6 protein-coding genes are annotated in these 5,593 nt (G+C 37.4%); 3 read left to right on the top strand and 3 right to left on the bottom strand.

Annotation, left to right across the window (positions count from 1 at the left end; translation table 11 throughout):
- Window positions 1-152: 152 nt before the first annotated feature.
- The 3 genes from GVV20_RS10030 to GVV20_RS10020 form a co-directional block, all read right to left on the bottom strand.
- The gene (locus tag GVV20_RS10030) at window positions 153-1,550 is read right to left on the bottom strand and encodes a hypothetical protein (protein WP_159741512.1); all 1,398 of its coding nucleotides are present in this window, start codon (window positions 1,548-1,550) and stop codon (window positions 153-155) included.
- 123 nt (window positions 1,551-1,673) lie between these two features.
- Window positions 1,674-2,507: an undecaprenyl phosphate translocase family protein gene (locus GVV20_RS10025; RefSeq protein WP_159741511.1), complete on the bottom strand. Its 834-nt coding sequence runs from the start codon at window positions 2,505-2,507 to the stop codon at window positions 1,674-1,676.
- 84 nt (window positions 2,508-2,591) lie between these two features.
- Window positions 2,592-3,116 carry a type 1 glutamine amidotransferase domain-containing protein gene (locus tag GVV20_RS10020; protein WP_159741510.1) on the bottom strand — a complete coding sequence of 175 codons (525 nt, stop codon included), beginning with the start codon at window positions 3,114-3,116 and terminating at the stop codon, window positions 2,592-2,594.
- A 101-nt stretch (window positions 3,117-3,217) separates the two neighbouring features.
- Between GVV20_RS10020 and GVV20_RS10015 the strand changes: the two genes are divergently transcribed.
- The 3 genes from GVV20_RS10015 (at window position 3,218) to GVV20_RS10005 (ending at window position 5,431) form a co-directional block, all read left to right on the top strand.
- The gene (locus GVV20_RS10015; protein ID WP_159741509.1) at window positions 3,218-4,051 is read left to right on the top strand and encodes a deoxyribonuclease IV; all 834 of its coding nucleotides are present in this window, start codon (window positions 3,218-3,220) and stop codon (window positions 4,049-4,051) included.
- An 88-nt stretch (window positions 4,052-4,139) separates the two neighbouring features.
- Entirely contained in the window at window positions 4,140-4,580 is a 441-nt protein-coding gene (locus GVV20_RS10010; protein WP_159649239.1) for a LytTR family DNA-binding domain-containing protein, read from the top strand.
- Window positions 4,580-5,431 carry a LiaF transmembrane domain-containing protein gene (locus GVV20_RS10005; protein WP_159741508.1) on the top strand — a complete coding sequence of 284 codons (852 nt, stop codon included), beginning with the start codon at window positions 4,580-4,582 and terminating at the stop codon, window positions 5,429-5,431. The genes GVV20_RS10010 and GVV20_RS10005 overlap by 1 nt, the downstream gene beginning before the upstream one ends.
- Window positions 5,432-5,593: the final 162 nt, after the last annotated feature.

Genomic DNA, 5,593 nt, shown 5'->3' with positions numbered 1-5,593 from the left:
GTCTTTTATTTTTTTATTTAATTGCTTATACTTCATATGGGAGCTCCTTTTAGTCGGGTGGGCTCCTTTTATTATACAAAAACAACCGCACCTTGGTGGTGCGGTTGAGATTTGAATTTAGGAAAAACAACGTCGAAAATTTGACGTTGTTTTTATTTGCATGAGAATCCGACGTTTCGGAGCGGATCTACGACTGACTCTTTTTTCTCTTGCGTTGCTTGCGTACCTTTAACAACGACAGAATCTTGTTGAACCTTGCCATTCAAAGTAGTGATGTTTGTAAAGTGGTAACTTGTGTATTTTTTAATAGGGCCAGACTCAGCATCTTGATCAAATTCGAATACAAACACTAATGACCCATTTGTATAATTCTTAAAATTTTCATTTGCAGTAATTGTGTCGGTATAGCAAGTATTCACAATTTTGAAGTTTCGAGCATCTTCTTGTCCTTGTTTATAATCTGACTCAATTCCCTGTTGGGCCTGTTGCTTCATCACATCAAGCGTATCGATATCGGCAACTGTTTGCGGCGTTTCAACTAATCCTTGAACCGTTATCGTTTTAGTCTCTGATAACAAGGTCATATCCTGCTGTTGGAGTGCTTTCCGAGTTTGACTTGGGATGTCCAATTCTAAAAGTAACGTATCCCCGTTTCGATATTTTTTTGTCTCAATTGGTTTAACCTTAATCTGTTTTAGAATTGTATTTTGCGTGTCATCAACATTATCAAATATCGGATCGACTGTTGTATTTACCGCAATTAAATCACCTTCTGTAATATAAGCAACACTGACATTTGCGAAGAAATCAATGGTATTATCGTCCGTCAAACCTGTGACAGTTAGCGTTTGTGTTCCCAACTTAAGGTTGTAGCGGTGCTCCTTTAAAATTTCAATTTGAGAATCATCAGGTGTCATTTTTATTGAAACGACATCACCATTTTTCAAGTTTTCATTTGGTGTAATTTCAACACTGACTGCCTTTAAAACTTCTTTTACCAGATCGGGTCCATCAAAAACCATTGCTTCACGATTATCGACATAGTGACCTGTACCATTTGAACCAGTCAATGAAATTGTTCGAAGTGATAAGAAATCTAATTGTTTTTCACTCATGAATTGATTCCAAAAAATATATCCACCACCAGCGATGACTGCCATTATAATTAAACTTAGGATAACCGGAATAATATTCCGTTTTTCTGTATGTTGCTCATACTTTCGATTCCTAGATTCTGTTTCAGCACTATCCTTAAATCTATCTTTCTCTTTAGATTGAGAATCTGCCTTCGACTTTCGTTTTGATTGGTGTTTTTGTTTGCGCTTTTTCGACTTACCATTTGAGTGACTAGACGATGTTCTTTCAGAATTATTTTCTTTTGAATTGCTTATAGATTCTTTAGATACATCTTCTACTTCTTGTTCAAAATGTTCCCCCTCCATCATTTCGGGGTTCATCTCATCCGCATTGCTTTGGGATTCTTTTCTCAGTACGCTATCATTTGTATTATCATCGATAATTTCACGACTGTCTTTTTTGTTGTCTTGCATCCATGCTACCTCCATGTTTACAGTTATATTGTTTATTGTAAAATTCATCCTAGCAACTTTCAATGGCGTTAGCGCTTTCTCACATGAGTTCACACGAAAAAAGCAATTGCTTGCTACAATTGTTTACATTTCTGAAGTTTCTTCGAGTTTCAACGCAGTTTTTTTGAACCGGGTCACACATACAAAACCGATAATTGCGACTCCAATAGCCACCAAGCCTTCTGGTAAAGATTGAATACCAAGTTCCTTAACAATCCCATAGACTGATCCTAAAACGAGGCCGTAAATAATCTTATAGATAAGGTTGGGATAATTTTGCAGTGCTGAATCAATCAGTGTTGTAAATAAGACAACCCCGATAAGAATACCGATAATGAGAGGTAACAGAAACATAAAATCAAAGGCCGAGATTGCTCGTAACGTTCGCTCATACAAACCAAACACCAACAACAAATATGACGTCGAAAGTCCTGGAAGGATTAGTGCAACAGAAATTGGAATACCGATTATGATAAGTTGGATCCAATTTTGAAGCGATAGATTAGCCTCTACCTGAATCGTAAGAGACGGTAAGAAGTAAACACCTGCCGTCAACAGAACGCCTATTAGATAAGGAATGATACTTTTGATTGATTTTACTTTGTTTGTAATCTGTTTATCAATCTCTATGAGACCACTTAAAATTACCCCTAAGAAAAACGACATTGTGAGTGTATTAAAATTGATCAGCAGGTAATCAATAACACCTGCGAACGCGAGAATACCCAGACCAATCCCACATGTCATTACAAGATAATATTGGAGGCGATATGCCCGAAAATGCAAGAGTTCGTTAAGAGCATGCACTGCATCATCGAAAACATTCAATATTAACATCATCGTTCCCCCGCTCAATCCGGGTATTAAAAACGAAACGCCTATGAGAACACCTTTTGCTATTGTAATCGCGAATGTCATAATCCACCTCACTTCTCATTCATTATAAGGTGGATTATGATAACGAATACTATCATTATCGTAAGAAAACTCTCTTTCGAGAGTTTACTGTTTTTTTAGCGCTTCAATAACAAGTGGTAAATAAATGTGTAAATCTGGGGGGCGACGTCCTGATATAACATGACCATCCGCAACTGCAGGTTCATCCACCCAAGTTGCCCCAGCGTACATTAAATCATGTTTAATTCCAGGAGTACTCGTTACAGTTTTTCCTTCAAGAATTCCGGCTGAAGATAAAACCCATCCTGCATGACAAATTTGACCAATAACGCGTTTTTCTTTATCCATGTAACGAATAAACTCAAGAACAGCGTCTAAACGTCTTAAGTAGTCAGGAGCCCAACCTCCAGGTACCAAAATACCATCATACTGAGTAATATTAACTTCATCGAATGCTAGGTTTGATACTACTGATAATCCATACTTCCCTTTATACGTTGTATCTGCATGCTCACCTGCTATATCTACATGAGCACCTGCTTCACGGAGCCGAATAATCGGATACCAAAGTTCCAAATCATCATAGTCTGGGCTTACGATTGTTAGAACACGTTTTCCATTTAATTCCATGCGACACCTCTTTCTGTATTCAGTTGTTATTATATCATAGTATTCTTGCATACTCTCGTGAGACGAATATGATAGAATAAATACATCATTAGGAGGTTCTTATGTTTTATATAGGAAGTCATTTATCATTTTCAAAAGGTTATGAAGGTTTAGGAAAAGAAGCCTTGAATATTGGAGCGAATACATTCCAGTTCTTTACGCGCAGTCCCCGCGGTGGTAAAGCAAAACCGCTCGACTTGGATGATGTTGCGAAACTCAACGCCATTATTGAAGCAAACGATTTCAAACATATTTTGGCACATGCACCCTATACATTGAATGCGTGCAGTGACAAACCACATACACGTGAATATGCTGAGGAAGTTATGCGTGATGATATTTATCGTATGAGTTTTATCAAAGGAAGTCTTTATAACTTCCACCCGGGAAGTCATGTTGGACAAGGGGTCGAACCCGCAGTTGTTATGATTTCTGACATGCTCAATCGAGTACTTGACCCAAACCAAGAAACAATTGTGCTTCTTGAAACAATGGCAGGTAAAGGTTCAGAAGTCGGCCGCACATTTGAGGAGCTCAAAGAAATTATTGACCGTGTCGAAGTGAAAGAAAAACTCGGCGTTTGCTGGGATACATGTCACCTTTATGATGCAGGTTATGATCTCGTCAATGATTTAGATGGTGTTATCTCAGAATTTGACCGCATCATAGGTTTGAATAAACTACATGCAATTCATATTAACGACAGTAAAAATCCATTTAAGTCCCATAAAGACCGTCACGAAAAAATTGGACAAGGCTCACTTGGTTTAGATGCTTTTGTAAATATTATTAATCATCCTAAGTTACGCCATTTGCCATTTTACTTAGAAACACCACAAGATGATAACGATGGCTATCGTCAAGAAATTGAATTACTGCGCCAAAACCGAAAATAATGCAACTTAACGCATGTATCTTTCATCTTACCGGATTTAACACATTATTAAACATTTTTTTGATACGATACACATAGAGGAGGCAGACATGAAAATTCGAATCATTGAAAATCCAGAATTAGCAGATGATGACGTGATTGTCGAATGTCATGCGCTGACTTCTGAGATTCAAAGTTGGATTCAAAAGTTTCATACAGAGGCAATCGTCGTATCTCGTGATGATCGTGATGTATCACTCAACACAGATGACATTCTATTCTTTGAAACTGAGGCAGAGAGTGTCTTTGCTCATACAAGTAAAGATTCTTACCGAACACGATATCGTTTGTATGAATTGGAGGATAAATTACCCAATTCATTTGTAAGAATTTCGAAATCAGCAATTGTGAACATTAACCATGTAGCAGCAATTGAGCGAAACATTACCTCAGCACGATCCATCCAGTTTTTTGACTCTCACAAAGTGGTGTACGTATCACGTATGTACTTCCCAAATGTGAAAAAACATTTGGACGAAAGGAGCTTATAATGAAAAGAAAAAGCGGCAGTCTTTATTGGGGTTTCTTCTTCATAGTTATTTCGGTTGTAATCTTCGGATCCGCATTTAACCTTTTTGAAGTAGGAAACAGTATTTTTAGAATTATTGTAACAGCAATGTTGGTTGCATTTGCAATTAGCAATTTGAAGGATTTAAATTATGGTGGAATTATTATGCCACTCATCATTGCCTTTGCATTGAATGATGATCTCTTCTACTTTAGAGGAAACATCTGGTGGCTTATTTGGGGTGGTATCTTCCTAAGTATCGGATTGCATTCCCTATTCCCGCGAAAAAAGCACAATTTTGAATTCTTTAGCGAAACGTATGACTCACCAAAATCCGACTTTAATCGACATGACTTCAACGATGATGACATCATTGATGTTGAGGTGAACGTTGAGAACGGAGATGGTAGCAAACAAAATTTCACCTTTAGTTCTGACGGAACCAAAGAAGGCACTAACTTTAATAAAGACAGTAATCGTGAACAGCAATATGACGCGCGTCAGGACTTTATAAGAATGGAAGCAACATTTACCGACCGCACACGTTATGTTCGTTCAGAGAACTTTACAGACGGATCAGTCGAGTGTAACTTTGCATCATTACGCGTATACTTTGATCAAGCAAAATTTAATCCTAATGGATCACACCTAAATATCGATTGTAATTTCGGACAAATTGTCCTCTACATTCCTCATACTGTGAATGTAATTAACAACGTCACCACAACCCTTGGTGGTATATCAGATTCAACACATCATATGCCACAATCGGGTCCAACATTAACACTCAATGGAGACGTTTCATTCGGTAATTTGAAGATCTATTATATCTAATTAAAGGCGGAAAAAATCCGCCTTTAATTATTTTAACTTTTATGTAAAAAGCTATTGCGCTTTTGTAAAATGAATGTTATTATCTATAGGCACTAAGGAATTAAACACAGCAAATATGCGGATGTGGTGAAATTGGCAGACACACTAGACTTAGGATCTAGC

The organism is Erysipelothrix aquatica, from assembly GCF_009828775.2.
Lineage (GTDB): Bacteria > Bacillota_I > Bacilli_A > Erysipelotrichales > Erysipelotrichaceae > Erysipelothrix > Erysipelothrix aquatica.
Note: the sequence above shows the minus strand (reverse complement) of the source record. Positions and strands in the feature narration are given on the sequence as shown.

What these genes read in the sequence shown, in the direction of transcription:
- GVV20_RS10030 (WP_159741512.1), bottom strand. Translation starts at nt 1,550, where the DNA reads ATGCAAGACAACAAAAAAGACAGTCGTGAAATTATCGATGATAATACA.
- GVV20_RS10025 (WP_159741511.1), bottom strand. Translation starts at nt 2,507, where the DNA reads ATGACATTCGCGATTACAATAGCAAAAGGTGTTCTCATAGGCGTTTCG.
- GVV20_RS10020 (WP_159741510.1), bottom strand. Translation starts at nt 3,116, where the DNA reads ATGGAATTAAATGGAAAACGTGTTCTAACAATCGTAAGCCCAGACTAT.
- GVV20_RS10015 (WP_159741509.1), top strand. Translation starts at nt 3,218, where the DNA reads ATGTTTTATATAGGAAGTCATTTATCATTTTCAAAAGGTTATGAAGGT.
- GVV20_RS10010 (WP_159649239.1), top strand. Translation starts at nt 4,140, where the DNA reads ATGAAAATTCGAATCATTGAAAATCCAGAATTAGCAGATGATGACGTG.
- GVV20_RS10005 (WP_159741508.1), top strand. Translation starts at nt 4,580, where the DNA reads ATGAAAAGAAAAAGCGGCAGTCTTTATTGGGGTTTCTTCTTCATAGTT.